This window comes from Micromonospora sp. CNZ297, from assembly GCF_007827625.1.
In genome coordinates this window covers 65,242-92,170 of the sequence record NZ_VISU01000019.1, presented here as the reverse complement: position 1 = coordinate 92,170, position 26,929 = coordinate 65,242, and the positions used below count along the sequence as shown (strand labels likewise).

Genomic DNA, 26,929 nt, shown 5'->3' with positions numbered 1-26,929 from the left:
TGCGCTGATGCGCCGCCCCGTAACCCTGATCATGCTCCTCGTACCGTTGCTCGTCGCCGGGTGCACCACCGCTCCCGCCACCCCGGCCGCGACCCCCTCCGCCTCCACTTCGCCGAGCCCGACCGCGCCCGCCGTCGACTACGCCGCCTGGCAGGCGGGGCGGTCGACGCCGGTGGCCGACCCGGTCTATCCGGCCCGGGGCACCGACGCGCTGGACGTCCTGCACTACGACCTCGCGCTGGAGTGGGCGCCGTCGACCACCACCCTCACCGGCACCGCCACGCTGCGGATCCGGCCGGTGAAGGACGCGCCGAGCCTGGTTCTCGACTTCATGCCCTACCAGCTCGACAGCGTCACGCTGGACGGCGCTACGGTTCCCGGCGCGGTGGCGAAGGAGAAGCTGACCGTGTCCGCCCCGGTGGTGGCGGACGAGCCGGTGACCCTGGTGGTCACCTACCACGGCCGGCCGAAGACGACCCCGATGCCGTCGCACCGCAAGGACACCGAGGCCCTGGGTCTCACCGTCACCAAGGAGGGCGGCCTCTGGACCATGCAGGAGCCGTTCGGGGCGTTCACCTGGTACCCGGCGAACGACCAGCCGTCGGACGAGGCCCTCTACGACATCCGGGTGACAGTGCCGGCAGGCTGGTCCGCGATCGCCGGCGGCACGCCCGCCGGTCAGTCCGGCACCACGTTCAGCTACCGGAGCACCGACCCGGTCGCGACCTACCTGACCACGCTCGCGGTGGGGAAGTACCAGAAGCTGACCGCGGCGGGGCCGCGCGGCGTGCCGCTGACCTACTGGTACCGCAAGGGCGCGGACGACAAGCTGCTGCCGTACCTGAAGAAGTCCCCGCAGTACCTGGCCTGGCTGGAGAAGAAGTTCGGTCCGTACCCGTTCCCCTCCGGCGGCGTCGTGGTGGTGGACTCGGCGTCGGGCATGGAGACCCAGCAGATGATCACGATGGGCCGGAAGACCGAGAACACCACGGCCCGCCGGGACCGCTGGGGCAGCGATCTGCTGCACGAGTACGCCCACCAGTGGTTCGGCAACTCGGTCACGCCCACCACCTGGACGGACCTGTGGCTGAACGAGGGCTGGGCGAAGTACATCCAGGACCTGTACACCAAGGAGACGCTGAGCTCAGCGAGGCCAGCCTGGACCGTTACCTGCGCGAGGGTGACGCCGTGCTGCGCAAGAAGCTGGGTCCGCCCGGCCGGCCCGACCCGAAGCGGTTCGCCGAGGGGAACGTCTATCTGTGCCCGGCGGCGATGCTGCGCGAGATCCACCGGACGGTCGGCGACGCGGCGTTCTTCGCGCTGGCCCGCGCCTGGGTCCAGGAGCAGCGCAACACGCCGCAGGACCGGGCCTCGTTCATCGCCTTCGTCAACAAGCAGACGGGCCGCGACTTCACCGCGCTGATCAACGCCTGGCTGGACTCCCCGACCACGCCGAAGAAGATCACCCCGAAGAAGATCGCCTGACCCGGCGCGGGCCCCGCCCGTCCGGCGGGGCCCCGCGCCGCGTCTCAGCGGCCCTGGAGCGAGCGGACGTTGTCGGCGAACGTCCAGCCCTTCGAGCCGTCCCAGTTGACCGACCAGGTCATCAGGCCCTTGAGCCGGCCCTGGTAGGTGTTCCACGCCTGGGCCACCAGCGCCGGGCTCATGTAGCCGCCGCCGGCGCCGACCTGCGCGGGCAGCCCAGGGACCTGCCGGTCGAGCGGTACGCGGATGGTGGTGCCCTGCACGACCAGGCCGGCGTCGAGGCAGTTGGTCTGCGCGACGAAACCGGCCACGGTGCCGGCCGGGTACGAGTCACCGGCGCAGCCGTACATCGAGCCGTTGTAGTACTGCATGTTCAGCCACCACAGCCGCCCGTTGTCGGCGTACTTCTTGACGATCGGCAGGTACGCGCCCCAGATCGAGCCGTAGGTGACGCTGCCTCCGGTGACGTACGCGGTCTCCGGCGCCATGGTGAGCCCGAAGCCGGCCGGCATCTGGGCCAGCACCCCGTCGATGATCCGGATCAGGTTGGCCTGCGAGGGGGAGAGCTGGTTGATGTTCCCGCTGCCGGTCAGGCCGGTCTCGATGTCGATGTCGATGCCGTCGAAGTTGTGCCGCTTGAGGATCGGCACGACGGTGGCGACGAACCGGTCGGCGACCGCGCTGGAGCTGAGGTCGATCCCGGCGGTGGCGCCGCCGATGGACAGCAGCACTGTGAGCCCGGCGGCTTTGGCCTGGCACACCTGCGCCGGGGTGGGCACCTTGACGCCGGCGTCCATGCCGTCCTCCCAGAGCACGGTGCCGTCGGCGCGGATGACCGGGAACGCGGCGGTCACCACGTTGTAGCCGTGCCCGGTGATCCGGGAGTCGGTGATCGGGATCCAGCCGAGGCCGGGGTGTACGCCGTTCGCGGCGCCGTCCCAGTTCTCCCAGTAGCCCTGAAGCACCTTGCCGGACGGCCGGGACCGCAGCGCGCAGGTGTCTCCGCCCGGCGTGGTCGGGCTGGACGACACAGTGGGCGTGGGCGTCGGCGTCCGCGTGGGGGAAGCGGTCGGGGAAGGGGAGGCGGTGGGGGAGGGCGACGGCGGCCGGGTGGTGGGGCTCGGCGACGGCGTGCCGCCGGTGCAGGCGCCGAGGTCGGTCCAGAGCGCCGGTACGGCGGCCGGGTTCCAGCCCGCGCCGGCGGGCGGGGTGTGCGTGACGAGCGCCTGGTAGAGCCGGCCGTTATAAGTCACCCGGCTGCCGGCGGTCCAGGTGACGCCCTCGGCCCAGGCCGGCGCGTCACAGGCGACGAGCGCGCCGACGGCGCGGGCCGGTGTGGCGGCGGTGGCGGGCAGGGCGGCAGCGGTGGCGGCGAGCAGCGCGACGCCACCGAGCAGAGCGGTCATCCCACGTCCGAGTCGCATGACATACCTCCTCATCGATGCGCCGGAGGTTATCAGTTAACTTTGTTAAGTGTAAATGCGGCGTACCCTGTCACCACCCCGTTCAGGGTGTGAAGCAGGAACGAAAGCCGCCCGCGGGCGGCCGGGAAGGACGGCGGCGACGTGGACGCCAGACGCACCACGGTGCGTGACATGCGCCGGGCCAACAGGTCGGTCCTGCTGACCCGGATCTGGCTGGACGGTCCGCTCAGCCGGCACGAGCTGGGCCAGTCCACGGCGCTCAGCCTGGCCAGCGTCAGCAACCTGGTCGGCGAGATGATCAACGAGGGCCTGGTCGAGGAGGCCGGCTCGGTCGAGTCCGACGGCGGCCGCCCCCGCGTGCTGCTGCGCGTCGCGCCCGGCTACGGCTACCTGGTCGGCGCCGACGTCGGCGAGACCCGGGTCCAGGTGGAGTTGTTCGACCTGAGCATGACCGCGCTGGCGAAGGCGGAGTACCCGATCGCCGCGGCCGACCCCGACCCCGAGCAGGTCGCCGCGCACCTGCGGCACGGCCTCGCCGCTGTCACCGAGCAGGCGGGCGTCGACCCGGCCGCGGTCCTCGGCTTCGGCGTCGCCGTCGCCGGCACCGTCGAGCGCACCGCCGACGCCGTGGTGCACGCCCAGACGCTCGGCTGGGACGGCGTGCCGCTCGGCGCGATGCTGCGCGCCGGCACCGACGTACCGGTGCACGTGGACAACGGCGCGAAGACGCTCGGCCAGGCCGAGATGTGGTTCGGCGCCGGCCGCGGCGTCCGGCACGCGGTGGTCGCCCTGGTCGGCTCCGGCGTCGGTGCGAGCGTGGTCGCCGACGGCGTCGGCTACCGCGGCGCGCACAGCAGCGCCGGGGAGTGGGGCCACACCACAATCGTGTACGGGGGCCGCCGCTGCCGCTGCGGCAACCTCGGCTGCCTGGAGGCGTACGTCGGGGCGGAGGCGGTGCTGGACCGGTTCCGCCAGGCCAACCGGGGCCGCCCGGCACCCGGTGCGGACGAGGAGACCGCCTTCGGTGAGCTGCTGCGCTCCACCGGCAGCACCGCCGCGAAGGTGATCGACGAGACGGTCGGCTACCTGGGCGCCGGGGTGGCGAACCTGGTGAACCTGTTCAACCCGGAGCGGGTGGTGCTCGGCGGCTGGGCCGGGCTGGCCCTGGGCGAACGGCACCTGCCCGCGATCCGCGAGGCCACCGCGCGGCACGCGCTGCGGCAGCCGTACGCGCAGACCTCGATCGAGCTGTGCCGGCTCGGACCGGACGCGGTCGCGATGGGCGCGGCCACCCTGCCGATGACCCGGCTGCTGCGCGACGGCGGCGTGGCCCGCGACCCGGCCGCCCGCCCGGTTCCGGCGTGGGGGCAAGGCCGGCGTCACTGACCGGCCCGGCCCCCCCCACGCCGCGGCGTCAGCGCTGCCCGCGGACCCGCCGCACGGTGTCCCGGTACCACAGCGCGCTGCGCTTGGGGGTGCGGCGCTGCGTGTCGTAGTCGACCCGGACGATGCCGAACCGCTTGTCGTAGCCGTACGCCCACTCGAAGTTGTCCAGCAGCGACCAGGCGAAGTAGCCGCGCACGTCGGCGCCGGCCGCCCGCGCCCGGGCCACCGCCCGCAGGTGCTCGGTGAGGTAGCCGACCCGGTCGTCGTCGGCGACGAACCCGTCGGCGTCCGGCGTGTCGTCGAACGCGGCGCCGTTCTCGGTGATCACCATGGGCGTGCCCGGGTAGTCGCGGTGCAGGCGCACCAGCAGGTCGGTGAAGGACTCCGGCACGATCTCCCAGTCCATCGCGGTACGCGGCAGGTCGCGGCGGACCACCCGGCGTACCGGCTTGCCGTCGTCGTCGCGGTCCCGGCCCTGCTCGTCCACGCCGGAGTGCAGCTGCCCGAAGTAGTAGTTGACCCCGAGCACGTCGATCGGGGTGGCGATGACGTCCAGGTCGCCGTCCTCGACGGGGATACGTACCCCCTCGGCGGCCAGGTCCGCGATCACGTCCTGCGGGTACGCCCCGCGCAGCACCGGGTCGAGGTAGAGCCGGTTGGCCAGCCCGTCGGCGGCCCGCGCGGCGTCCCGGTCCGCCGCGCTGTCGGTGGCCGGATCGGCGGTGGACAGGTTCAGCGTCAGGCCCAGCTCGATCGGGGAGCGGGCCGCCTCGCGCAGCCGCCGCGTCGCCAGCCCGTGCCCGAGCAGCAGGTGGTGCGCAGCTGCGATGCCGTCGCCCAGGTTCCGCCGCCCCGGGGCGTGGTCGCCGTAGGCGTACCCGAGCATCGCCGAGCACCACGGCTCGTTGAGCGTGGTCCAGGTGCGGACCCGGTCGCCGAGCGCGGCGAAGACCAGCTCCGCGTAGTCGGCGAACCGGTACGCGGTGTCCCGGTTCGGCCAGCCGCCCGCGTCCTCCAGCTCCTGCGGCAGGTCCCAGTGGTACAGCGTCACCCACGGCTCGACGCCCCGGCCGAGCAGCTCGTCCACCAGCCGGTCGTAGAAGGCCAGCCCGGCCACGTTCGCCGGACCGCGCCCGCCCGGCTGCACCCGGGGCCAGGCCACCGAGAACCGGTACGTGTCCAGTCCCAGGTCGGCGATGAGCGCGACGTCCTGCGGCATCCGGTGGTAGTGGTCGCACGCCACGTCGCCGTTGTCGCCGTTCGCCACAGCGCCCGGCACCCGGCAGAACGTGTCCCAGATGGACGGGGTGCGGCCGTCGGAGGCCACCGCGCCCTCGATCTGGTACGACGACGTCGCCACCCCCCACCGGAAGGTCGGCGGCAGCGTGTCGATCGGGTCCGCGCCGGCGACTGACGACGGGCGGGTGAGGTCGGTGTCCATGGTTCTCCTCGCGGGTAGCGGGTGGTGTCGGGCGGGTCAGCGGGACAGGGGCGCGACGGCCGGGTGCAGCCGGCACGCGACGGCCCGCGCCGGGTCGTCGACGCGCGGGGCGCCGAGCACCGGCACCTGCTGGTCGCACCCGTCGAACGCCTTCGGGCAGCGGGGGTGGAACGCGCAGCCGGACGGCATGGCGCGCAGGTCCGGCGGGGAGCCGGGGATGCCGGTCAGCTCGCGGCGCGGCCCGTGCAGCGCCGGGAACGAGTGCAGCAACCCCTCGGTGTACGGGTGCAGCGGTTCCCGGTACAGCCGGGTGGCGGGCGCCTCCTCGACGATCCGGCCGCCGTACATGATCGCGATCCGGTCGGAGAACTCGACCAGCAGCGACAGGTCGTGGGTGATGAACAGGACCGCGAAGCCGAGGCGTTCGCGCAGCTCGGCGAGCTGGCCGAGGATCTGCCGCTGCATCACCACGTCCAGCGCGGTGGTCGGCTCGTCCATGATGACCACCTGCGGTTCCAGCGCCAGCGCCATCGCGATCATGACCCGTTGCCGCATGCCGCCGGAGAGCTGGTGCGGGTAGCTGTCCAGCCGGTCGGCGGAGATGCCGACCAGGCGCAGCAGCTCCTTGGCCCGGGCCGACCGGCTCGCCGCCGTGCTCCTGCGCTCGTGTGCCCGGATCACGTCGAGCAGCTGGGTGGAGACCTTGTGCACCGGGTTGAGCGAGTTCATCGCGCCCTGGAACACGATCGACGTCTCCGCCCAGCGGAACTCGCGCAGCTTCGCCGGGCTGAGCGTGAGCACGTCGACCGGCGGGCCGTCGGCCGGGTGGTAGATGACCTGGCCGCCGCTGACCACGCCGGGCGGGGGCAGCAGCCGGGTCAGCCCGTACGCGAGCGTGGACTTGCCGCTGCCGCTCTCCCCGGCCAGGCCGAGCACCTCGCCGCGGTGCAGCGTCAGGTCGACGTCGCGGACCGCGCGGACCGCCTCCGCGCCGACGCCGTAGTCGACGCACAGCCCGCGGATCTCCAGCACCTGGTCGCTCATGCGCGCTTCCCTCTCTCGTCGGCGGGCGGCCTGACGGCGTCGGCGGCCGGCCGGCCCCCGGCGTCGCGCGGCTGCATCGGCACCGACGCGGTGACCGGCGCGAGCACCGGGGTGAACCCGACGCGCATCGCGACGACGCGACCGTCGGCGGTACGGATCCGGGTCCGGCCGCCGGTGCGCAGCCGCGGGCTCACGAACTCGTCGATGCCGAAGTTGATCAGCGCCAGCGCGGTGCCGAGCAGCGCGATGGCCAGCCCGGCCGGGACGAACCACCACCAGGCGCCCTGCGCCAGGGCCTGCTGTCCCTGCGCCCAGAACAGGATCGTGCCCCAGTTCCACGACGTCATCGACGAGATGCCGATGAACGCCAGGGTGATCTCCGACATCACCGCGAAGATGACGGTGCCGACGAAGCCGGAGGCGATGATCGCGGTCAGGTTCGGCAGGATCTCGAAGCCGATGATCCGCCAGGTCCGCTCGCCGGTGGCGCGGGCGGCCTCGACGTAGTCGCGGCGGCGCAACGACAGCGTCTGCGCGCGCAGCACCCGGGCGCCCCACGCCCACGAGGTGAGGCCGATGATGAGCGCCACGAGCATGTCGCCGGCCTGGTCGACCAGGGACGTGACGATGATGATCAGCGGCAGCGCCGGGATCACCAGGAACACGTTCGACACCGCCGACAGGCCCTCGTCGGCCGCGCCGCCCAGGTAGCCGGAGGTCACGCCGATGAGGATGGACAGGATCGTGGCGAGCACGCCGGCGATCAGGCCCACCACCATGACGCTGCGCGCGCCGACCAGGATCTGGCTGAAGATGTCCTGCCCGAGGTGGGTGGTGCCGAACCAGTGCCGGGCCGAGGGCGCCTGGAGCACGTCGGCGCTGCGCGCGTCCGGGTCGTACGGCGCGATCCACGGCCCGATCACCGCCAGGAGCACGTACACCCCGAGGACTGCCAGGCCGGTCGCGGCCTTGGCGTTGGCGACGAAGCGGAACCGGCGGCGGCGTGCCCGGGCCGACGGCTGCGCCATCGCCCCCTGGCCGGGGATGACCTGCTCGATGCTGGACGGGGAGAGTGTCATCGCTCAGCTCTTTCGGGTCCGCGGGTCGAGGAGCAGGTACGCCACGTCGGCGAGCAGGTTCGCCACCAGCACCGAGATCGTGATGATCAAAAAGATGCCCTGCATCAGCGGATAGTCCTTCGCGCCGACGGCCTGGAAGAGCTGGAACCCCAGACCCGGGTACGAGAAGACGATCTCCACGAGCAGCGTGCCGCCGACGATGAAGCCGAGGGACAGCGCGAACCCGGACACGTTCGGCAGCAGCGCGTTGCGTGCGGCGTAGCTGAGCGCCACCCGGCGCTCGGACAGCCCTTTGGCGTGCGCCACGGTGATGTAGTCCTCGCTGGCGACAGTCACCATCATGTTGCGCATGCTGAGGATCCAGCCGCTCATCGACGACACCAGGATGGTCGCCGCGGGCAGGATGCTGTGCTGGATCGCGCTCGGCACGAAGTACGCGTCGAACGCCGGCACCAGGCCCGGCTCGTAGCCGCCGGAGGAGGGGAAGAAGCTGCCCGGCCCGGCGAACAGCGCGATCGCGACCAGACCCAGCCAGAAGTACGGGATCGAGGACAGGAACGTGGTGGCCGGCAGCAGCCCGTCGATCCACGAGCCGCGCCGCCAGCCGGCGCCGACGCCGAGCGCGGTGCCGAGCAGGAAGCTGACGATCGTGGTGACGCCGACCAGGCCGACGGTCCACGGCAGGCTGTCGCCGATCACCTGCGACACCGGGGCGGGGAAGAACGTGAACGACAGCCCCAGGTCGCCGTGCAGGAGCTGCCCCCAGTAGGCGACGTACTGCTCCCACAGCGAGCGGTCGGAGTCCAGCCCGAACAGCACCCGCAGCGACGCGATCGCGTCGGCGCTGATCCGGCCCTGGTTGCGGGAGATCAGCGACTGTACGGGGTCGCCGGGCACCATCCGCGGGATGAAGAAGTTGAGCGTGATCGCCGCCCAGGCGGTGAACAGGTAGAAGGCCACCCGTTGCAGCAGGAATCTCACCGGGCCGCCTCCGTTCCGGCCTGCTCCGCGTTCGCAGGCTTCTCCGCGTTCGCCGGCTTCTCCGTGGCGACGGTGTCCGCGTCGTACAGCCAGCACGCCGCCCAGTGGCCCGGCGCGTCGTCGACCGGGATCGGCGGCGGCAGGTCGGTGGCGCAGCGCGGCATGGCCGCCGGGCAGCGCGGGTGGAACCGGCATCCGGCCGGCGGGCGGATCAGGCTCGGCGGCTCGCCGTGACCCCGCTCGCCCGCCGCCGCGCCGTCGCCGCCCGCGCCGGTGATCCGCTCCGGGTCCGGCGCCGATTCGATGAGCAACCGGGTGTACGGGTGGGCCGGGCGCTGGGTGACCGTCTCGCTGTCGCCGCCCTCGACCATCCGCCCCGCGTACATGACGATCGTCTCGTCGGCGAAGTAGCGGGCCGAGGCGATGTCGTGGGTGATGTAGAGGATCGCCAGGTCGAGCCGGTCCTTGAGGTCCTGGAGCAGGTTGAGCACGCCGAGGCGGATCGACACGTCGAGCATGGACACCGGCTCGTCGGCGAGCAGCACCTCGGGATCGGCGCCGAGCGCCCGCGCGATCGCCACCCGCTGGCGCTGCCCGCCGGACAGCTCGTGCGGGAACGCGTCGAGGTAGCGCTCCGGCGGGGTGAGCGCGACCCGGGTCAGCAGGCCGGCGAGCGCCTTCTCCAGCCCGTCCGGTCCGGTCCCGGCGTTGCCGTGGATGCGCAGCGACCGGGTCAGGTGGTAGCGGACCGTGTGCACGGGGTTCAGCGAGGCGAACGGGTCCTGGAGGATCAGCTGCACCCGGCGCACGTACGCCCGGAACCGGCGCCCGCCGCGTACCCGTGTCGAGCGGCCGTGCAGCCGGATGTCGCCGGCGGTGCGCGGGTAGAGCTGGGCCAGCAGCCGGGCGACTGTGGACTTGCCGGAGCCGGACTCGCCGACGAGTGCCGTCACCCGGCCACGGCGCAGCGCGATCGATACGTCGTCGACGGCGTGCACCACCGCCGGGGTGCGGGAGAGGAGGTCACGCAGCCGCCGGCGGACGGGGAAGTGCTTGGTCAGGCCGACGGCCTCCAGCACCACCTCGTCGGCCGGCGCCGGTGCGCTCTCGGTCAACGTCATGCCGCATTCCTGTCTCAGGGTTGCCGAAGAGAGGGGCGGGCGCCGCCGGCCCGGCCGGGCGATCGTGGCCGGGCCGGCGGCGCCGGGTCAGCCGGCGGCCGGCTTGAGGTGCAGCACCACGTCCACCGCGTTGGGCTGGGTGGGCTGGAGCGCGCCGTACGGGTTCGAGTCGTCCGGCCAGCCGGTCCAGTTCTTCGTGCTGTACGCGCCGCCGATGTTGTCCGCGCCGACCGGGATCATCGGCATCTGCTCGACGAAGATCTTCTGCAGGGTGGCCATCGCCGTGGTGCGGGTGGCGTCGTCGGTGGCGTTGGCGTACGACACCAGCGCGTCGGTGGCCTCCTTGCTCTGGAACCGGCCGAAGTTGCCCGCCGGGGAGGCGGTGCCGATCGGCTTGAGCACGCGGCCGTCCATGATGGTCCGGTAGATGTCGTACGGCGTGGCGCCGGACTCGGTCCACCGGAACGTGGCCTCGAAGTTGCCCTGCTCGACGTTGCGGAACCAGGCGTCCTGGTTGGCCTTGTCGATGGTGGCCGCGATGCCGATCTTCGCCAGGTTGCCCTTCACGATCTCCAGGCTGGTCTGGTAGTCGGACCAGCCGGCCGGGTCGGTGAGCCGGATCGTCACCGGCTTGCCGCTCTTGTCCTTGAGCGTGGTGCCGTCGAGCTTGTAGCCCGCGCCGGTGAGCAGCGCCTTGGCGCCCTCGACGTCGACCTTGTGCTCCTGGCCCTTGTACTCGGGCGCGATGAACGAGTCACCGGCCGGGCTGGGCAGGCCGGTCACGCTCTTGACCTCCGGGTGGAAGTAGCCGGCCTCGGCGGTGGTGAAGATGTCCGCCCGGTCGATCACCATGTTCATCGCCTTGCGCAGCGTCGGGTCGTCGAACGGCTTCTTCGTGGTGTTCACGTAGAGGCCGTGGATGCCCAGCACCGGCGGCGCCCACATCTTGTGGTTCTTCTGGTCCTTCGCCACGAACACGGTCTGGTAGTTCGGGATGAAGACGAAGCTCCACTCCGACTCGCCGTTCGCCAGCGCGGTGGTCTGCGCGCTGTTGTCCGTGTAGGACGTGTACCGCAGCTCCTTGACCTTCGGCGGGTCCTGCCAGTAGCCGCTGTCGCGCACGGAGAGCGTCGTGGTCGCCGGGGTGAACGACTTCAGCGTGTACGGGCCGCTGCCGACCGGCTGCTTCACCGGGTCGGTGGCCGGGTCGGCGATCTTCTCCCACAGGTGCTTCGGCACGATCGGCACGCGCCACAGCACCTTCTGCTGGTTGACGAACTGCGGGCTGGCCATCGAGATGGTGACCTCGTTGCCGCTGGCCACGGCGTCGGTGTACGGGACGCCCTGGTCGTTGAGGGCCGGGAACTTCTTCACCAGGTTGTAGGTGAACGCGACGTCCTCGGCGGTGACCTTCTGCCCGTCGGACCAGGTGGCGTTCTCCCGGATGGTCACCTTGACCGTCTTGTAGTCCGACGACCACTCGGCCTTGGTGGCGAGCCACGGCTTGAACGGCTCGGCCGGCTTGACCGGGTTCCACATCATCAGCGGCTCGTAGATCTGCCACCGGTAGCCGAGCGACGCGGCGGCCGAGGTGGTGAGGAACGGGTTGTTGTTCTCCGCCTGCGGGCCGTTGGGCATACCGACGTTCAACACGGTCGCGGCCTGGCCGCTCTTCTTGTTCGCGTTCGGGCTGTCGCCGCAGGCGGCGGCGCCGGTGACCATCGCGCCGGCCAGCGCGAGGGCGAGGAGTTGCCGTCTTCTCATGGAGGTCTCCCTCGGTGGTCCCGCAGTCCTCGGGCGGGATGTGGTGGATGGAGGTGTGCGGTGGTGCCACCGGCGGGCGGGCCCGCCGGCGTGGTCGCCGGTACGGCGGGGTGGGTCAGGTGACGCGGGCACCCGCCGGCGCCCGCGCGCCTGTCGAGTCCGGTGCGGTCGGGTCGCTCGTGGTCGTCGAGTCGCGGGCGGTGAAGCCGGTCGGGATGACGGTCGGGGTGTCCGGCAGCGGGGTGCCGCCGAGGTGGCCGATGAGCAGGCGGGCCGCCGCCGTACCCATCTCCCGCAGGGGTTGGCGCACCGAGCTCAGCGGCGGGTGGGTGTGCCCGGCCAGCGGGAGGTCGTCGAAGCCGACCACCGCCACGTCCTGCGGGACGCGCCGCCCGGCGTCGCGCAGCGCCTGCAACGCCCCGGCGGCCGACAGGTCGTTGTGGGCGAAGACGGCGTCGAACGGTACGCCGTCGGCGAGTAGCCGCCGTACCGCCGCGCGCCCGCACTCGAAGGTGAAGTCGCCCTCCACCACCCGGTCCGGCTCGACCGGCACGCCCGCGTCGGCGTAGGCGCCGGCGAACCCGGCGAGCCGTTCCCGGGTGCAGCCGAACCGGCGCAAGCCGGTGACGACGAGCGGCCGCCGCCGGCCGAGCGCCAGCAGGTGCGTGGCGGCGGCCCGCGCGCCTTCCTCGTTCGTGGTCCGCACCGACGGGAAGCCGGGCTGGTGGCCCCGGTCGTCGATGAGGATGACCGGCAGGCCGCGCCGGTGCAGCTCGGTGATGTAGTCGAGCGTCCCCTCCGGTTCGACCACGAGCAGGCCGTCGAACGACTTGGCCGAGACCTGGGAGGCGAACCGGCGCATCGACTCGTCGCCGTGGGTGCAGGTGAACAGCAGCATGCCGTAGCCGGCGGCCTCGACCACGTCGGCCGCGCCCTGGAGCACCTCGCCCATCCAGGGCCAGGTCAGCGCCGGGACCAGCATCCCGACCACCCGGGTACGCCCCCGGGCGAGGCCGACCGCGCGGGCGCTCGGCACGTACCCGAGGTCGCTGATCACGGCACGGACCCGGTCGGCGGTACGGACGTGCACCTCGCCCTTGCCGTTGAGCACCCGGGAGACCGTCGTCTTGCTCACCCCGGCGCGGGTGGCGACGTCGGCGATGGTGATCGGCACGTGACGCTCCCGGGTCGCAGGGATGAGCGGGGTGTTTCGGAACCGGTTGCGGAAGCGGTTCCGTGGCAGTCAACCCAAGTGGCGCGGGTCACGTCAATCACAGACGGATAACGATGCACTGCTAAGTTCGAGGCTTGAAAAAAGTGCCCGGGCTGCGGCTCCGCCGATCACGGCGATGAGCAGGGTCGATGCCTCGTTCCTTCGTGCAGGGCGGTCCGAAGTGGACGCTCAGGGGCGGGCGTACACGTCGCCGGAGTTGGCCTCGTCCGGCAGCGTGCGCAGGTACGCGGCCACCTCGGCGGCCTGACGCCAGCCGGGCAGCGCGAACTCCATCTCGTCACCGATCGCCACGGTGAACCGGGTGAAGCCGAGCGCGGCGAGCCGGTCCAGGCAGCGCGCCGCCGCCACCCGGGCGATGGTGGTGAACTCGAACGACAGCGCGGGGACCGGCCGGCTCAGCCCGGCCAGCACGGCGTCCTCGAAGCCCTCCACGTCGATCTTCACGAACGCCGGTACGCCGTGCGCGGCCACGAGCGCGTCCAGCGTGGTGCCCGGCACCTCGATCTGGGCGTCCCAGATCTCGCCCGTCCAGCCGGGTGCGCCGTCGGCGGCGCGGACGAACCCGGGGGAGGCGGTGGAGACGGTCGGGTTGGCCGAGTTCACGTGCAGTCGCACCGGCCCGGCTGTACGCCCGCACGCCGCCTCCACCACCGTCACGCCGTCGTCGCCCGTGTACATCTCGCGCAGCACCCGGGCGCACAGCGGCTGCGGCTCGACCGCCACCACGCGCGCACCGAGACGGCGGAAGCTGCCGAGCCGGTCGCCCACGTGCGCGCCGACGTCGAAGACCAGGTCACCGGCGCGGACCAGCGGGGCGTAGAACGCGTCCAGGGCGGCGTCGCGCGCCGGGTCGCCGTGGTAGAAGTCCAGCGACCGGCGCAGACCGGACATCGCCGGGTCCGCCTTGAGCGTCTCGATCACCCCGTCCCGCACCCCTCCGACGCTAGCCAGCCGGGCGCGTCCCCGAGCGCCATTCGCGTCCCTTGAGCAATCACCCCATCCTCCTAGGACGCCGTAGAGATGGTGCGCTGCCCCGCGTCCGCTTCGCATCTCCGCGCGAGCAGTCAACGACGACCCAGCAGATCTTGGTACGAAACGGCCCCCATGAGGGCCGTTTCGTACCAAGATCGCCCGCAACCCCGGTGACCGGAACGCGGATCCCGCTCATCAGGACTCGCACTCGTTGCCCGAGGAGTGCTAACCACGGGTGGAACGTCATGGGTGTCAAACGAGGGCGGAGACACCCATGACGTTCCACCCGCTCGCGGGTCGCAGCGGACGCTAGGGGAGGGGCTGGGCGCGGCGAGGGCCGGCGGACAGGCAGGACGTCGATAGGGCAGCAGCTGTCCCGGCGTTCGCTCAGCTCCTACCGGCCACCAGGCTCGCCCGGCCCCGGCCCCGGCGCCCGCGCCGTCGGGGCCGGCATGTGGTTACGGGTTGTCGACGACCTCCTGGCCGAGCGGCCACAGCGCCGCCGGGACCAGCTTGAAGTTCGCCACCCCGAACGGGATGCCGATGATCGTCACGCAGAGCGCGATGCCGGCGAGGATGTGCGACAGCGCCAGCCACCAGCCGGCCAGCACCACCCAGAGCACGTTCGCCAGGCCGGAGGGCAGACCAGCACCCGGCTTGCGCACGATCGTGCGGCCGAACGGCCACAGCGAGTACGACGCCAGCCGCAGCGAGGCGACACCGAACGGGATGGTGACGACGAGGACGAAGCAGATCAGGGCGGCCACGCCGTAGCCCAGGGCCAGGACGAAGCCGCCGCCGAAGACGAGCCACAGCAGGTTCAGCAGAAAGCGGATCACCACTCCATGGTCGCCTGCCCTCGCAAACCCGCCGACGTCGATCAGTCCGCCAGCAGCGTCGCCACCGCATGAGCCGTCGCCGGGTGTGCGGCGAGCAGCACCGACGCCCCGTCACCCGGCGACGTGCCGCCCTCGGCGAGCGGCTGCCAGCCGCCGGAGCAGCCGAGCAGCGCCGCCACCGCGTCGACCGCCTCCGGGTGGGCGCCCAGCAGACCGTGCACCGGACCGGTTCCCGGGGACGGCGCGGGCGCGGTGGACGGGGTGGGCGTGGCCGCCCACGGCGGTGTCCAGGCGTCCAGCGCGGGCAGCGTGGCGGGGAACGTGCGTTCCGCCTCGCGGACCAGCAGCGGCACCAGCTCCGGGCCGTGCTCGCGCAGTGTGGTGATTAGCGTCGGCAGCCAGGGCAGCAGCACCGGGTCGGGCAGCCCGGCGAAGGCGGACGACATGGTCTCCACCACGAACGGCGCGAGCCCCGGCACCGGTTCGAGCGCGTGCACGAAGCCGGACAGGTACTGCGGGAACGCGGGCACCACGAGCGGATTGGCGAGCAGCTCGGCGCACTGTTCGCGCAGTCGCGCCAGCGGCAGCAGGCCGAGCTGGTGGCGGGCGGCCCAGAGCAGCGCGAGCTTGGCCGGGGCCTCCGGGTGGGCCTGCGCGACGGCCAGTTCGAGCTGGGAGCGGTCGCACCCGAGCGACAACGCGAGGCTCTCCATGCTGAACAGGAAGCCGAGCATCGCGCCGACCTGCCGTACGCCGGTGGACTCGTCCACGAACGCGGTGGGCAGCAGCGTGCAGTAGTGGGCGTACCCGGTGGTGACGAACGTCCGGCACCACGCGGGCAGCGCCGGTGTGGTGGTGCGGTGGTGGGCGAGCAGCCGCCGGATGCGGCGCAGCACCTCCGGCGCGTCGTCCACTGTGCGTTCGGCGGCGAGCAGCTCCACCGCCCGCGCGCCGAGTTCGTCGACCAGGCGAGGGCTGTCCAGCAGCCGGATGGCGTCCTCGACGGCGGCGAGCGCGCGGGCGGCTGTCGCGTCGGGGCCGCGTACCGCCCGGCGCAGCCGCTGCTCCAGCACCTGTTCGACGGTGACGCCCTCGTAGCCCAGCTCGATCAGGGCGCGCTGGTTGCGGCCGAGCGCGAGGTCCCAGCTCTCCTGTTCGGAGCGGTGGCCGAGGCGGCGCTCGCCCATGATCGGGCGGACCGCGTCGGCGGGCAGCAGGTGCCGCAGCATCCACAGCAGGTCGGAGCAGGGTGCCAGCGCCGGGTCGGCGCGCAGGTCGAGCAGCGCCCGCTGCACGGTGCGCCGTTCCAGGTCGAGGCCGAGGGGGCGCAGCCGGTCCAGGACGTCGCGGGCCAGCGGCGGCAGGGAGTCGTACCCGACCTGGCCGACACGGTCGCCGCCGAGGAGGATCTCGCAGAGCCGGCGGACGTCGCGGCGGCCGGGCACCACGTCCTTCTCGATGCAGGTCACGGCGGCGTCGGCGAAGTCGTACGGCGTGGGCCGCGCGCGGTTGCGCATGGTGGCGAGCAGGATCGACGTCTCGAACACGGCGATCGCGTCGGCGGTGCTGGCGAGGTAGCCGTTGCGGCGGGCGAGCCGGACGATGTCGACGCACCAGCCGCGCAGTTCGGCCTCGTCCAGCTCGTCGAGGACGGGCGGGGCGGCGAGGAATCCGCTGAGCCGGTCCGTGGCCGGGCCGGTTGTGGCCGGCGCGGCGGCGCGGGCCCGGCGGCCCTTCTTCCCGGTACGCTGCCCGGCCAGCCGGTACGGCGTGAGCCGGGTGCGGGCGACAGCGGTCGTCCAGTTCGCGGCGGCGATGGACACGGTGCCCGGGGCCAGCCCGAACTGCGCCTCGATGGCCGAGTGGCTGGACGGGATGAGGCCGTAACGCCAGCGGGTGCCGGTGCGCGGGCTGATCGGGAAGTCCGGTGCGGTCGAGTCGAGGCCGAACTGTTCGACCTGGCTGGCGGCGTGGAAGGCGCCGCAGACGTAGAGGCAGTCGGCCGGGTCGGCGCCGCTTTCGGCGAGGTGCTGTCGCATCCGGGTCCACATGTGGCGTTCGCGGTCCTCGTCGCGGTCGTCGCGGGCGGACCGGGACGGGCGCAGCCGCCGGAACAGGCTGCCGATCAGCACCATGACCTGGCGGTACGTGTCGTGGTCGGCGTCGGCGAGCGGCCGTTCGACGTACTGGTCCCACCATTCCGACCAGTGCCGCACCTTGCCGTGGTGCAGCAGGTGGGCCTCCAGTTCGGCGAACCGGGGGCGCAGGTCGCCGATCTCCACGCCGACCGCGTCGCCGTGCAGTGCCGTGTCGTCGGCGGACGCGGGGGCGGAGTCCGGCCCCGGTGCGGGCCCGGTGTCGTCGCGGGGGGTCCACTGGAAGACGTGGTCGGTGGAGCGGTCCACGAGCACCAGCTCCACGCCGGGGGTGTCCAGCGCGTACGCGACGGCCTGGTATTCGGCGGACGCCTCGGTGATCGGGGCGACCACGCTCAGCGGGCTCCACTCGGCGGGGAAGCCGTCGAGTTCGGTGGCGAACGCCTGCACCGCCACCGGCAGCCGGCAGTTGCGCAGCTCGTCGAGCAGGGGGCGCAGGTCCTCGCAGAGCTCCAGGTAGATCACCTTGGGCGGGCGGGCGCGCAGGCGGCGTGCCATGGCCAGCGCCGAGGCGGGGGAGTGGTGGCAGACCGGGAAGATCTCCAGCCGTTCGCGCAGCGCCCGGTCGACGTCGTCGACCATGCCGGAGAGGATGCCGGCGAGCGCGTCCGGGGAGCCGGCGAACGCGGCGGCGGCGTCGGTGAGCTGGTCGCGCAGCGGACCGAACAGGCCGGTCGGTGCGGGCGCGGTCATGACAGCGACGCGATCGCCTGGCGGCCGCCGTCGAGGAAGCCCTCCCAGTCGCCGCCGTCGGCCTTGGCGCGGGGTTCGACCACGCCGTGCAGGTACTTGTTGAGGATGGCCAGGTCCTCCGGGGCGCGGCGGGCCAGCGAGCCCATCAGTGAGCCGGCGAGCGTCTGCGCGCGCAGGGTGCGGTCGCCGAAGAACTGGCTGTGCAGGATCGCGTCCTCCAGCACGCCGATCTGCTCGGCGGTGGACAGCGCCGACTCCAGCTTCTCGTCGTCGCTGGTGGCGGCGGACGCGGCGGCGCGCAGGTCGGCGAAGCTCTGCAGCAGGATGTCGAGCAGGGTGGGCGGCACGTCCAGTTCGATGCGGTGCCGGCGCAGCAGCTCCTCGGTGCGGAAGCGGACGATCTCGGCCTCGCTGCGCTTGTTGGTGACCACCGGGATGCGGATGAAGTTGAACCGCCGCTTGAGTGCGGAGGACAGGTCGTTGACGCCCCGGTCGCGGCTGTTGGCGGTGGCGATGACGGAGAAGCCGGGCTTGGCGAAGACGATGTTGTCGTGGTCCAGTTCCGGGAGAGAGACGTACTTCTCGGACAGGATCGAGATCAGCGCGTCCTGGACGTCGCTGGTGGAGCGGGTCAGCTCCTCGAACCGGCCGATCACGCCCTGCTCCATGGCGGTCATGATCGGCGAGGGGATCATCGACTCGCGCGACTGGCCCCGGGCGATGACCATGGAGACGTTCCACGAGTACTTGATGTGGTCCTCGGTGGTGCCGGCGGTGCCCTGCACGACGAGCGTGGAGTTGCGGCAGACAGCGGCGGCGAGCAGTTCGGCGAGCCAGCTCTTGCCGGTGCCCGGGTCGCCGATGAGCAGCAGGCCGCGGTCAGAGGCGAGCGTGACGATGCTGCGTTCGACGAAGCTGCGGTCGCCGAACCACTTCTGCGGGATCTCCCGGTCGAGGCCGTCGGCGCGTTCGGAGCCGAGCACGAACAGTCGGACCATGCGGGGGCTCAGCCGCCAGGAGAACGGCTTCGGCCCGGTGTCGACGGATTCGAGGTAGGCCAGCTCGTCGGCGTACTTGACCTCGGCGGGGGCGCGGAGCATGTCGGACATCAGGGATGCTCTCCTAGGTGAGGAAGTTCTTCAGCTCGGCGACGAGCTTGCGGATGTGGCCGGAGATGACGGGGGTGCCGAGGTCCTTGAGGCGCTGCCGGAACCAGGGGTTGACGCTCTGGTTGCCGGAGCTGTTGACCGAGCCGACCGGGATGAACTTCACGCCGGAGCGGTGCACGGCCTCGATGCCGTCGAACAGCGGCTGGGACCTGTCGAACTCGTAGAAGTCGGAGATCCAGACCATGACCGTGTTCCGCGGCTCGACGATCTTGGGGCGGGCCAGGGCCATGGCGACCGGGCCGTCGTTGCCGCCGCCGAGCTTGGTGCGCAGCAGCACCTCGAACGGGTCGTGCACCCACGGGGTGAGGTCCAGCGCCCGGGTGTCGTACGCGATCAGGTGCACGTCGACCTTGGGCAGGCCGGCGAAGATCGAGGCGAGGATGGTGCAGTTGACCATCGAGTCGACCATCGAGCCGGACTGGTCGACCACCACGATCAGCCGCGACGGGGTGGTCCGCCGGGCGGTCTGCCGGTAGTAGAGCCGGTCGACGTAGAGGCGCTCGTCGTCCGGGCTCCAGTTGGTCAGGTTCTGCCAGATGGTGCGGTCCAGGTCGAGGTTGCGGAAGACCCGCTTGGGCGGCACGGACCGGTCGACGGCCCCGACGGTGGCCTGCGCGACCTGGGTACGCAGCACCTCGGCGACCTGGTCGACGTAGCGGCGGATCAGCGACTTGGCGTTCGCGAGCGCCACCCCGGACAGGTTGGACTTGTCCCGCAGGAGCTGCTCGATCAGGGACATGCTCGGGGTCAGCCGGGCGGCGAGCACCGGGTCGGCGAGCACCTCGCGCAGCCGCATCCGGGCCACCAGGTCACCCTCCAGCCCGGCGAGCGTGGCACCCAGGCCGGTGCCCTCGCGGCGCAGCTCACCGGGCTGCGCGCCGCACGCCTGCTCGAACCAGCCGGCGTCGGCCTGCCAGCGGGCGAGCTGCCCGGCGCTGACCTCGCCGCCGCCGGTGGCGAACACGTTGAGCAGCAGCTTGGACGCCAGCGCGGCACGGCGTACCTCGGTCTCGGCCGGCTGGAACGGCCCGGCGGCGGCCGTGGTGTCGTCGCCGGGGGTGAGCAGGCCGCGCAGCTCGCCGGCGAGGGCGGGGAAGCGCTGCACGACGGTGTCGACGGAGACGGCCGGGTCCAGCAGCGCGGCCGGCAGGCCGAGGTCGTCCACGACGGCGACGCTCGCCGACTCCAGGCCGGGCTGCTCGTCGGGGTGGAACAGGCGGGCGAGCAGCCGCCAGTAGAGCACCTGGCGGCGGTTGGCGTGGGTGCGGTCCTCGGTCATCGGCGCAGCAACCGTCCCGCGCGTTCGCGCAGCACCGCCACGGCGTCGCCCGCCTTGGCCTCGGCCTTGGCCGTCTTCGGGTCGGTGACGCCGCACGCCCAGTCGCCGTTGTGCGCCTCGACCGTCTGCCGCTTGACGGTGGCCCGGACCGCGAGGGGTTGCAGCAGCCAGCGGCCGTCGTCCCAGCGGAGCAGGCCGAGACAGGCGGTGGAGGCGGTGACCAGCGCGGGCGTGAGCGGACCGGCGGCGGGCAGCCGGTCGGCGGCCAGGTGCAGGGACCGGCCGTCGAGGTCGAGCGCCGGGACGCCGTCGTCGTCGCGGACGGTGTAGCCCTCGACCAGTACCGGTTCGGCGATCGCGGCGGGGTGGCGCAGCAGCGGTGGGGTCGCCGCGGCCGTGGCGCCGGCCAGCAGCACCCGGGCCGTGGCGAACGGGTCGGCCGGCTCGCCGAGGGCCGCGCGGTCCTCGGCCCAGTGCAGGTCCGCGCCGTGGGCGGTGAGGTCGGTGACGGTGATCGCCCGCCGCTGGGCCAGGGCGGTGAGCAGGACCGGGTACGCCTCCAGCAGCCGCCAGCCGGCCGGGCCGACGATGGTGGCGACCTTCGCCGCGACCACTGTCACCCGGACGAGCCGGGGCGCGCCGTCCCCGGCCGGTTCGAGCAGTGCGTGCACCTGCGCCTGGAACGCCGTGTCGTGCTCGTGCAGGTCGACGCCGAGGGGCAGCAGCCGCCCGGACACCGGCTCGCCGGGCGCGGTCTCGCCGTGCGCGCCGAGGGTGAGCAGGACGGCGCGGGTCCACAGGTCGGCCCACCGGCGGGCGGGCACCTGTGGCAGCGACGCCACCGGCAGGGCGGCGCGCAGTTCGGCGGCGAGCCCGTCGAGGAGCACCGCGATGCGGCGTGACGCCGGGTCGGCGAGTGCGGCCTCGACCGGCGCGGCGGCGGCGGAGAGCAGTTCGTGGTCGGTGCCGCGCCAACCGGCGAGTGCCAGCTCGTGCAGCCAGGCTCGTGCGCCGGCCAGGGCGGGCGGGGAGACTGTGGTGCCGTCCGGTGCGGCGGTCCACGCCGCGCGGGGCCGGCCGAGCGCCGTGTCGAGGCGGTCGAGCAGGGCGTCGTGTGCCGCGCCGAGCAGTGCGGCGCGGGCCCCGGCGAGGGCAGCGAGGTGGTCCTCGGCGAGCGCGCCGGTGCGCACCGCGCCGGCCGCCGCGTCCGTCCGCTCGGCCAGCGGCGTGCCGCCGACCGCCGCGGCCAGCGCGGCCCAGGCGGCGGCGCCGGGCTCGTCGGCGCGGGCCAGCCCGGCGGTGAGCGTGTCGTCGGCGCGGTCGACGACGGCGAGCGTCTCGGCCAGCCCGGGGATCGTCCCGTCGTGGAGCCGGGTCAGGTGCGCGGCGAGCATCAGCGCACCGCCGCCGTGGCCGGGAACCAGTGCAGCTCCGGCACCGCCGTGGTGGCGGCCGGGACCTCGAGGTAGGCCAGGTGGCGCAGGAAGCGGCTGAACACCACGGCGGCCGGGCCCGGCTCGTGCCGGGCGTCGGTGCGGGCCAGCAGGGCGGTGCCGCTGTCGACGCCGTCGCCCACGTCCACCCGCAGGTAGCGGGCGACCTGTTCGGCGCCGTACTGCAGCACCGCCTCGTCGGCCAGCGCGTGCAGGTGCTTGCAGAGCATGGTGCCGCGCAGCCCGCCGCAGGGCCGGTTGTTGTTGGTGCTGCAGTTGACCGCGTGCGTGCCGGCGGTCACCGAGGAGACGTAGACGCGTTCCACGTCGGAGCCGCTGGACACCACCCCCTGCAACCGCCCGTCGGCCAGCTCCACGAAGGGCACCTTGGCCAGCTTGCGGGCCCGCGCGGGCGGCGCCACCCGCAGCACGCTGCGCCGTCGCCACGAGGCGTCGTTCGCCTCCGTCATCTTCCCGACCTCCCCGCCGGCCGGCCGCCGCCGGGCACGCCGGGACGCCGTCGCCGGCCGTGATCCGTGCCGCTGTGACGACAAGGATCATGGACCACGGGTACGACAGGAGCGCCGTCGCGGGCGGCGCCGGGAATACCGTGCGGCCCGGCGGGTAGAGGAGGGCGTGATCGAGCCCGAGCCGTCGTGCCTGTGGCGCCCGGGCAGGCGGGCGGTGCCGTGACCCCCGTGGCTCCGGCGGCGCGCCGCGAGGCCCGGGAGGCGTACGAGCGGCTGCGCCGGTACTTCATCGTGGCTCTCCAGGCCGGCCTGGCCGCCGGTCTGGCCTGGTACGTGGCCAGCGCGCTGCTCAAGAACCCGCAGCCGCTGTTCGCGCCGGCCGCGGCGGTGGGCACCATCGCCGCGGCGATCGGCAACCGGATCCGCCGCACCGCCGAACTGCTCGGCGGCGTGATCCTCGGCGTGCTGGTCGGCGACCTGATCATCAAGCTGATCGGGGCCGGTCCGGTGCAGACCGGCCTGGTGGTCGCGCTGGCGATCTCACTTGCGGTGGTGATCCGGGGCAGCGGCGCCGTGATGGTGCAGGCCGGCAGCACCGCGGTCCTGCTGGGCACCGTGGAGCCCAACGCGCCGGACCTGGCCGTGCCGCGTACGGCGAACGCGCTGGTGGGCGGCGGGGTGGCGGTGGTGGTGGCGCTGCTGCTGTTGCCGCTGAACCCGGTCCGGGTGGTGCACCGCGCCGCCGGGCCCACCCTGGACCTGTTTGCCAACGAGCTGACGGCGACGGCGAACGCGCTGGCCACCCGGGACGCCGGGGCGGCCGAGGCGGCGCAGGGCCGGTTGGAGGCGGCCGAGGTCGAGCGGAAGCAGACCACCGAGATCGTCGCGGCGGCCCGGGAGGTGACGTCGCTGTCGCCGTGGCGGTGGCGGCGCCGGGCCCAGTTGCGCCGCTACGAGAACGCCGCCACCCACCTGGAGCTGGCGTACACGAACAGCCGCAACATGGTCCGCCGGGTGGTCGCGTTGCTGGAGGCCCGGGAGCCGGTTCCCCCGGCCCTGCCGGCCGGGGTCGAGGCGTTCGGGCAGTCGCTGCGGCTGCTGCACCGTGACTTCCTGGCCGGGCGGCCGCCGGACATCGCCCGGGCGCGGGCACGGGAGGCCGCGCAGGATGCGGGCCGGGCGCGGGCGGCGGGGCTGGGTTTCTCCGGCACGATCGTGGCCTCGCAGCTGCTCATCGTGGTCGGCGAGTTGCTCCAGGCGTCCGGCATGACCAAGATCGAGGCGGACCGGACGGCCGGTGTCTGCGAGCATCGCCCGGACTCCCGCCCGGACCCAAACGACCGTTAAGCTTCGGGGGTGGGAATCGAGGAACTGTACCCCGCCGGGCGTCTCGTCGCGGCCCAGCGCGCCGCCGCCGCTGCGGGCCTGGACGCGCTGCTGCTCACCCCGGGTTCCGACCTGCGCTACCTGACCGGCTACGACGCCCGCGAGGGGGAGCGGCTGACCTGCCTGGTGGTGCCCGCCGAGGGTGAGCCGACGCTGATCGTGCCGGTGCTGGAGCGGCCGGACGCCGAGGCCGCGCCCGGCACCGGGTACCGGATCGTCGACCACGCCGACGGCACCGACCCGTGGCCGCTGGTGCGCGCAGCGCTGCCCGGCCCGGTCCGCGCCGTCGGGCTGGCCGACCGGATGTGGGCGCAGCAGGTCCTCGCGCTGCGCGACGCGCTGCCCGGCGCGGCCCAGCGGCTCGCCTCCGACGTGCTGCGGGAGATGCGGATCCGCAAGTCGCCGGCCGAGGTGGCGGCGCTGGCCGAGGCGGGCGCCGCGATCGACGCGGTGCACCTGCGGATGGGGGAGTGGCTGCGCCCCGGCCGCACCGAGCGCGAGGTCGCCGCCGACCTCGCCGCCGCGATCCGGGCGGCCGGGCACGCCGCCGTCGACTTCGTCATCGTCGCGGCCGGGCCGAACGGCGCGAGCCCGCACCACGGCACCTCGGACCGCCCGATCGGCGCTGGCGAGCCGGTGGTGGTCGACATCGGCGGCACCATGCCGTCGGGCTACCGCTCCGACTGCACCCGCACGTACGTCACCGGCGCTCCCGCCCCGGCCGAGTTCGTGGACTACTACGCGGTGCTGTGGGAGGCGCAGCGCGCCGCCGTGGCCGCCGTCGCGCCGGGCGTGACCGCCGAGGCCCTCGACGCGGTCGCCCGCGACGTCATCGGCGCCGCCGGTCTCGGCGACGCCTTCCTGCACCGCACCGGTCACGGCATCGGCCTCGACGGCCACGAGGAGCCGTACGTGGTGACCGGTAACCCCCGGCCGCTCCAGGCCGGCATGGCTTTCTCGGTCGAACCCGGGATCTACCTCGCCGGGCGGCACGGAGCCCGGATCGAGGACATCGTCGTCTGCACGACGGACGGCGGGCAACGGCTCAACACCACCCCCACGGAGCTCATCGCGCTATGAACGTCGACCGGATCCTGCCCACCGACGAGGCCCACGACCTGCTGGGCCTCGCCACCGAACTCGCCGACCGGGAGCTGGCCCCGGCCGCCGCCGGTTTCGAGGCCCGCGCCGAGTTCCCCCGGGAGGTGCTGCGCACCCTGGGCCGGGCCGGCCTGCTCGGCCTGCCCTACGCGGAGGAGCACGGCGGGGCGGCGCAGCCGTACGAGGTGTACCTCCAGGTGCTGGAGATCCTCGCCAGCAGGTGGCTGGCAGTGGCCGAGGCGGTCAGCGTGCACACACTGTCCTGCTACCCGCTGGCCCAGTTCGGCACCGACGAGCAGCGCAAACTGCTGCCGGACATGATCGGCGGGGAGCTGCTCGGCGCGTACTGCCTCTCCGAGCCGCAGGGTGGCTCGGACGCGGCGGCGCTGACCACGCGGGCGGTGCGCGACGGCGACGCGTACGTGGTGACCGGCACCAAGGCGTGGATCACGCACGCCCGGGTGGCCGACTTCTACAACATCTTCTGCCGCACCGGCGGTCCGGGCCCGAAGGGCATCTCCTGCCTGCTGGCCGACCGGTCCACGGCGGGCATCCACCCGCAGGCCGCCGAGCGCACGATGGGTCTGCACGCCTCGCCGATCGCGCAGATCGCCTTCGACGACGCGCGGGTGCCGGCGGAGCGGCTGATCGGCGGCGAGGGCGCCGGGTTCACCATCGCGATGTCCGCGCTGGACTCCGGTCGCCTGGGCATCGCCGCGTGCGCGGTGGGCCTGGCCCAGGGCGCGCTGGACTATGCGGTCGGCTACGCCCGGGAACGCCGCCAGTTCGGCCGCGCGATCATCGACTTCCAGGGGCTCGGGTTCAACCTGGCCGACGCCGCCACCCAGATCTCCGCCGCGCGGGCGCTCACGCTCGCCGCCGCGCGGCTGCGCGACGCCGGCCGCCCGTACTCGATCGAGGCGGCCAAGGCGAAGCTGTTCGCCACGGACGTGGCGATGCGGGTGACCACCGACGCGGTCCAGGTGCTCGGCGGCGCCGGATACGTCGCCGACCACCCGGTCGAGCGGTACATGCGGGAGGCCAAGGTGCTCCAGATCGTCGAGGGCACCAACCAGATCCAGCGGCTGGTCATCTCCCGCGCGCTGGCGAAGGGCTAGCCTGTCGCGGTGACCTTCCCCCGGATCACCGTGGACCCCGACGTCATGGGGGGTGCGCCCTGCGTACGGCAGTCGCGCATCCCCGTGGCCACCCTGCTGGCCATGATGGCCGAGGGCATGTCCGTCACGGACATCCTCACCGACCTGCCGTTCCTGGACGAGGAGGACATGGCGGAGGTGCTGAACTACGCGGCGGACGCGGTGCGCGACCGGACGGCGCGCTGAGCGTCACCGCGGCGGGCCGGGTGCGGCGTGGGAGCGCTTTTCCGGCTAGGGTGCAGCGCGTGGAGGAGATCGACCGTGCCATCGTCGCCGCGCTGACCGGAGACGGTCGGCTGTCGTACACGGATCTGGCCGAGCGGGTGGGCCTGTCGGTGTCGGCCGTGCACCAGCGGGTCCGCCGGCTGGAGCAGCGTGGGGTGATCAAGGGGTACGCCGCCCGGGTGTCGTTCGAGGCGCTGGACCTGCCGCTGACCGCGTTCGTGGCGATCCGGCCGTTCGACCCGTCGCAGCCGGACGACGCGCCGGAGCGGCTGGCGCACCTGCCCGAGATCGACTCGTGTTACTCGGTGGCGGGGGAGGACTTCTATCTCCTGCTGGTGCGGGTGGCCGGCCCGGCCGACCTGGAACGGGTGCTGCAGGAGATCCGTACCGCCGCGAACGTCACCACCCGCACGACAGTGGTGCTGTCCACGCCGTACGAGAACCGGCCGCCGAAGATCAATGGCGAGCTGACCGGTCGGGGACGTCCCCGACCGTCGGCGGAGCCGGCAGGTTCCACCGCCTGAGCACCCGCCGGCCGTGCTCGTGACCGAGCACGCTGAGCGTGGCGGTGTCCAGCCGCAGCAGCGCACCGGCCGAGGGCGGCAGCCCGATCCAGCGCGCCCCCAGCACCCGCAGGCTGTGCCCGTGCCCGACGAGCGCGACGTCACCCTCCTCCAGCAGCGGCGCGGCCCGGTCCAGCACGCGGTCCAGGCGGGCGCCCACCTGCTCCGGTGACTCGCCGCCGGGGCCGCCGTCGGTCCAGATCGACCAGCCGGGCCGTTCCCGCTGGATGTCCGCGGTGGTGCGGCCCTCGTACTCGCCGTAGTTCCACTCGGCCAGGTCCGGCTCGATCGCGTCCACTGTGAGCCCGGCCAGGGCGGCCGTGCGGGTGGCGCGCTGCCGAGGGCTGGACAGCACCCGGGCGAGGTGCCGGCCGGCCAGCAGAGGAGCCAGCGCGCGTGCCTGCCGCTCGCCGTCGGGTGTCAGGTCCAGGTCGGTGTACGAGGTGTGCCGGTGGGCGGCGCTCCAGGTGGTCTCGCCGTGCCGGATCAGCAGGATCTCGTTCACCGGCCCAGTCAACCATGACGAG

23 protein-coding genes are annotated in these 26,929 nt (G+C 73.2%); 7 read left to right on the top strand and 16 right to left on the bottom strand.

The annotated features are described in order from the left end of the window. Positions 1-7: 7 nt before the first annotated feature. Positions 8-1,423 (top strand): gluzincin family metallopeptidase, encoded by a 1,416-nt coding sequence (locus FB454_RS26830; RefSeq protein ID WP_486485465.1) that lies wholly within the window; start codon positions 8-10, stop codon positions 1,421-1,423. Positions 1,424-1,529: 106 nt separating this feature from the next. Here the strand turns inward: FB454_RS26830 and FB454_RS26825 are convergent, their stop codons facing one another. Continuing rightward, positions 1,530-2,909, bottom strand: coding sequence for a carbohydrate-binding protein (locus FB454_RS26825; RefSeq protein WP_145823737.1), 1,380 nt, complete (start codon positions 2,907-2,909; stop codon positions 1,530-1,532). A 141-nt stretch (positions 2,910-3,050) separates the two neighbouring features. On the opposite strand from FB454_RS26825, the gene FB454_RS26820 reads away from it, so the two are divergent. Then, positions 3,051-4,295, top strand: coding sequence for an ROK family transcriptional regulator (locus tag FB454_RS26820; RefSeq protein WP_013476852.1), 1,245 nt, complete (start codon positions 3,051-3,053; stop codon positions 4,293-4,295). 28 nt (positions 4,296-4,323) lie between these two features. Here FB454_RS26820 and FB454_RS26815 read toward each other — a convergent pair whose 3' ends face one another. The 14 genes from FB454_RS26815 to FB454_RS26750 all read right to left on the bottom strand — a co-directional run bounded on the left by FB454_RS26815 (position 4,324) and on the right by FB454_RS26750 (position 21,931). Then, the gene (locus tag FB454_RS26815) at positions 4,324-5,736 is read right to left on the bottom strand and encodes a GH1 family beta-glucosidase (protein ID WP_013476851.1); all 1,413 of its coding nucleotides are present in this window, start codon (positions 5,734-5,736) and stop codon (positions 4,324-4,326) included. A 36-nt stretch (positions 5,737-5,772) separates the two neighbouring features. Further along, positions 5,773-6,780 carry an ABC transporter ATP-binding protein gene (locus tag FB454_RS26810; RefSeq protein ID WP_145823736.1) on the bottom strand — a complete coding sequence of 336 codons (1,008 nt, stop codon included), beginning with the start codon at positions 6,778-6,780 and terminating at the stop codon, positions 5,773-5,775. Next, complete coding sequence (locus FB454_RS26805) at positions 6,777-7,859, bottom strand: ABC transporter permease (protein WP_145823735.1); 1,083 nt, start codon at positions 7,857-7,859, stop codon at positions 6,777-6,779. Before FB454_RS26805 ends, FB454_RS26810 begins: the two co-directional genes overlap by 4 nt. 3 nt (positions 7,860-7,862) lie before the next feature. Next, positions 7,863-8,840 (bottom strand): ABC transporter permease, encoded by a 978-nt coding sequence (locus FB454_RS26800; protein ID WP_013286255.1) that lies wholly within the window; start codon positions 8,838-8,840, stop codon positions 7,863-7,865. After that, positions 8,837-9,961 carry an ABC transporter ATP-binding protein gene (locus tag FB454_RS26795; protein ID WP_071095071.1) on the bottom strand — a complete coding sequence of 375 codons (1,125 nt, stop codon included), beginning with the start codon at positions 9,959-9,961 and terminating at the stop codon, positions 8,837-8,839. Before FB454_RS26795 ends, FB454_RS26800 begins: the two co-directional genes overlap by 4 nt. 87 nt (positions 9,962-10,048) lie before the next feature. Next, entirely contained in the window at positions 10,049-11,725 is a 1,677-nt protein-coding gene (locus tag FB454_RS26790) for an ABC transporter substrate-binding protein (RefSeq protein WP_145823734.1), read from the bottom strand. A gap of 115 nt (positions 11,726-11,840) precedes the next feature. Further along, positions 11,841-12,899, bottom strand: a complete 1,059-nt coding sequence (locus tag FB454_RS26785; RefSeq protein ID WP_145823733.1) for a LacI family DNA-binding transcriptional regulator — start codon at positions 12,897-12,899, stop codon at positions 11,841-11,843. A 228-nt stretch (positions 12,900-13,127) separates the two neighbouring features. Next, entirely contained in the window at positions 13,128-13,850 is a 723-nt protein-coding gene (locus tag FB454_RS26780) for an FkbM family methyltransferase (RefSeq protein WP_186461663.1), read from the bottom strand. A gap of 539 nt (positions 13,851-14,389) precedes the next feature. Next, positions 14,390-14,770, bottom strand: coding sequence for a YccF domain-containing protein (locus FB454_RS26775; RefSeq protein ID WP_030272340.1), 381 nt, complete (start codon positions 14,768-14,770; stop codon positions 14,390-14,392). Positions 14,771-14,811: 41 nt separating this feature from the next. Beyond that, positions 14,812-17,619 (bottom strand): DUF5682 family protein, encoded by a 2,808-nt coding sequence (locus FB454_RS26770; RefSeq protein WP_145823732.1) that lies wholly within the window; start codon positions 17,617-17,619, stop codon positions 14,812-14,814. Further along, on the bottom strand, positions 17,616-18,728 hold the full coding sequence (locus tag FB454_RS26765; RefSeq protein WP_071095066.1) for an ATP-binding protein: 1,113 nt from the start codon (positions 18,726-18,728) through the stop codon (positions 17,616-17,618). Before FB454_RS26765 ends, FB454_RS26770 begins: the two co-directional genes overlap by 4 nt. A 13-nt stretch (positions 18,729-18,741) precedes the next feature. Further along, positions 18,742-20,067: a VWA domain-containing protein gene (locus tag FB454_RS26760; RefSeq protein WP_145823731.1), complete on the bottom strand. Its 1,326-nt coding sequence runs from the start codon at positions 20,065-20,067 to the stop codon at positions 18,742-18,744. Beyond that, the gene (locus tag FB454_RS26755) at positions 20,064-21,461 is read right to left on the bottom strand and encodes a hypothetical protein (RefSeq protein ID WP_145823730.1); all 1,398 of its coding nucleotides are present in this window, start codon (positions 21,459-21,461) and stop codon (positions 20,064-20,066) included. Before FB454_RS26755 ends, FB454_RS26760 begins: the two co-directional genes overlap by 4 nt. Further along, complete coding sequence (locus tag FB454_RS26750; protein WP_209310439.1) at positions 21,461-21,931, bottom strand: hypothetical protein; 471 nt, start codon at positions 21,929-21,931, stop codon at positions 21,461-21,463. The genes FB454_RS26755 and FB454_RS26750 overlap by 1 nt, the downstream gene beginning before the upstream one ends. Positions 21,932-22,189: 258 nt before the next feature. Here FB454_RS26750 and FB454_RS26745 point away from each other — a divergent pair, with 258 nt between their 5' ends. Genes FB454_RS26745 through FB454_RS26725 form a run of 5 tightly spaced genes read left to right on the top strand, consistent with a single transcriptional unit; the run spans position 22,190 to position 26,363 of the window. Then, positions 22,190-23,317 carry an FUSC family protein gene (locus tag FB454_RS26745; protein ID WP_186461662.1) on the top strand — a complete coding sequence of 376 codons (1,128 nt, stop codon included), beginning with the start codon at positions 22,190-22,192 and terminating at the stop codon, positions 23,315-23,317. Between the two features lie 9 nt (positions 23,318-23,326). Continuing rightward, positions 23,327-24,436 carry a M24 family metallopeptidase gene (locus FB454_RS26740; protein WP_135240112.1) on the top strand — a complete coding sequence of 370 codons (1,110 nt, stop codon included), beginning with the start codon at positions 23,327-23,329 and terminating at the stop codon, positions 24,434-24,436. After that, positions 24,433-25,575 (top strand): acyl-CoA dehydrogenase family protein, encoded by a 1,143-nt coding sequence (locus tag FB454_RS26735; RefSeq protein ID WP_135240113.1) that lies wholly within the window; start codon positions 24,433-24,435, stop codon positions 25,573-25,575. Before FB454_RS26740 ends, FB454_RS26735 begins: the two co-directional genes overlap by 4 nt. 9 nt (positions 25,576-25,584) lie before the next feature. Then, positions 25,585-25,800, top strand: a complete 216-nt coding sequence (locus FB454_RS26730; protein WP_013286269.1) for a DUF433 domain-containing protein — start codon at positions 25,585-25,587, stop codon at positions 25,798-25,800. A 59-nt stretch (positions 25,801-25,859) separates the two neighbouring features. Further along, a complete protein-coding gene (locus FB454_RS26725; protein ID WP_013286270.1) occupies positions 25,860-26,363 on the top strand; it encodes an Lrp/AsnC family transcriptional regulator in 504 nt (167 codons plus the stop codon). On the opposite strand, the gene FB454_RS26720 is transcribed toward FB454_RS26725, so the two are convergent. Continuing rightward, the gene (locus FB454_RS26720; RefSeq protein ID WP_145823729.1) at positions 26,296-26,907 is read right to left on the bottom strand and encodes a histidine phosphatase family protein; all 612 of its coding nucleotides are present in this window, start codon (positions 26,905-26,907) and stop codon (positions 26,296-26,298) included. The genes FB454_RS26725 and FB454_RS26720 overlap by 68 nt on opposite strands. Positions 26,908-26,929: the final 22 nt, after the last annotated feature.